Origin of the sequence: Streptomyces sp. 8L, from assembly GCF_020176795.1 — a bacterium.
Taxonomy (GTDB): domain Bacteria; phylum Actinomycetota; class Actinomycetes; order Streptomycetales; family Streptomycetaceae; genus Streptomyces.
On sequence record NZ_JAIUKE010000563.1, the window covers coordinates 1 to 2,033 of the forward strand.

2 protein-coding genes are annotated in these 2,033 nt (G+C 73.0%); both read right to left on the reverse strand.

What is annotated here, in order from left to right:
• Window positions 1-184: 184 nt before the first annotated feature.
• Complete coding sequence (locus LCE31_RS34390) at window positions 185-943, reverse strand: transglycosylase SLT domain-containing protein (RefSeq protein ID WP_225021533.1); 759 nt, start codon at window positions 941-943, stop codon at window positions 185-187.
• 319 nt (window positions 944-1,262) lie between these two features.
• Window positions 1,263-2,033, reverse strand: a 771-nt coding sequence (locus LCE31_RS34395) for an S-adenosylmethionine:tRNA ribosyltransferase-isomerase (RefSeq protein ID WP_225021534.1), incomplete at its 5' end; no start/stop codon positions are given.

Sequence of the window (2,033 nt, forward strand, 5' to 3'; positions counted from 1 at the left end):
CCCACCCCGCCCCCGCCCCCCCCGCGCGGCGGGGGGGGGGGGGGGGGGGCGGGGGCCCCCGCGCCCGCGGGGGCCCCCCCCCCCCCGCCCGGGCGCCCCCCCCCCCCCCCCCCTACCGGCGAGGGGTCCGTCACGCACGGCGCCCCACGAGGGGACGCGCGGTGGGGACGCGGTGGTGTCCGGCTCAGTACGCGCTGTCGACGTTGTCCATCGAGCCGTACTTGTCCGCGGCGTAGTTGCACGCGGCCACGATGTTGGAGACCGGGTCGTAGATGTTGTTCGGGGTGCCGGCGACGTGGTACGTCGCGAAGGTCGGCGGGATGACCTGGAGCAGACCCTTCGACGGAATCCCCTTCTGGGCGTTGATGTCCCAGAGGTTGATCGCCATCGGGTTGCCCGAGGACTCACGTATCACGTTGCGGTAGATGCCGTTGTACGAGCCCGGGATGTGGTGCTTCTTCATGATGGCCAGGGACTCGTTGATCCAGCCATTGAGGTTGTTGGCGTAGACGGGCTTGCTGGGCGCGCTCTTGGCGGCCTTGGCGGCTGCGGCCTTCTTCGCGGCGGCAGCGGCCTTGGCGGCCTTCGCCTTGGCCGCGGCCTTGGCCTTGGCCTGCGCGGCGGCGTGCGCCTTGGCGGCCTTGTCGTCCGTGGCCTTGTTCGCGGCCTTGGTGAAGGCGGCGGCCTGGGCCTTGACGGCGCTCTGGGGGGTTATCTGCTGCTTGGCGATGCTCGCGTGCAGGGCCGTTGCCTGCTCGCTGCCGGTCCAGGCGGCCGGGGCGACAGCCGCGGTGCTGTGGGCCGGAGACGCAGCAGCTGCCGAGTCGTGCCCGGGGGCCACGGCGAACGCCAGGGACCCGGCCCCGATCGCACCCATGGTGGCGGCGATCGTGACCTTGCGGGACAGGTTGAGACGGAAGGCAGGGGTGCGTGACGCGGACATAGAGACGTACCTCTCCGGGATCGGGGAGTCGCGAAGGCCGGGCGGCCAGCTGCCTGCTCGGCGGCGACGTCGGCAATTGTTAGCGCCCGCAAAATCCCGTGGCAAAGGTGTGACGTACGACCCCGGATAGTCGTGAGCACGAGATAAAGGGGCGCCCGAATCGCGCCCCTTAACCCCTTCGACCTCCTTTTATGGCATATCGATTTGTCGACTAATCCCCTTCGTAAGTGATGTGGCTCCTATGCCGGGCCTCACATCCGGCCCCCCTCGATCTCACGCTGAGGTTGCACAAGCAACGCACAGGGTGAGCGATTTTCAGCTACCTGAGGAGCAGGTGGACGTCGCCGAACTCGTGCCAGAGGTACCGGTGGTTGAGCGCCTCGTCGTACGCCCGCGTCAAGGCCTCCCGCCCGGCGACCGCCTCCAGCATCAGCAGATGGGACGCCCGGGGCTCATGCAGCCCGGTCAGCAGGCCGTCCACCGCCCGCACCCCCCGCCGCGGCGTCACCACCAGGTCCGTCCACCCGGCAGCCGCGCGCACCACGCCCCGCTCGTCCGCCGCGGTCTCCAGGGCCCGCACCGCCGTGGTGCCGACGGCGACGACCGCGCCGCCGCCGGCCCGTCCCGCGTTCACCAGCCGCGCCGTCGTCCCCGGCACGGCGAAGCGCTCCGGGTAGGGCGGCTCGTGCGCCTCCGCCGACGCGACCCCCGTATGCAGGGTGACCGGCGCGAACTGCACCCCCCGCCGCACCAGCGCCGCGACCGTCTCCGCCGTGAAGGGACGGCCCGCGCTCGGCATCTCCGCCGACCCCGACCCGTCCGGCTCGGGCAGCGCGAAGACCGTCTGGTACGCCGCGAGCGCCTGGTCCCGCTCCGTGTATCCGTAGCGGATCGGCCGCCCGTACCGGTGCAGCAGCCCCGGCACGTCCACCTCGCCGGGCCGCGGGGGCGCCCGCCCCGCCGCGCCGGAGCCTTCGACCGCGGCCCCGGGGCCCTCCGCCGCACCGGACCCTTCCGGCCCGGCGCCGCGCGCGTCCGCCCGATCCGCTACACCCGGCCCGTCCACCGCGTCCACGGAGCGCACCCGCGC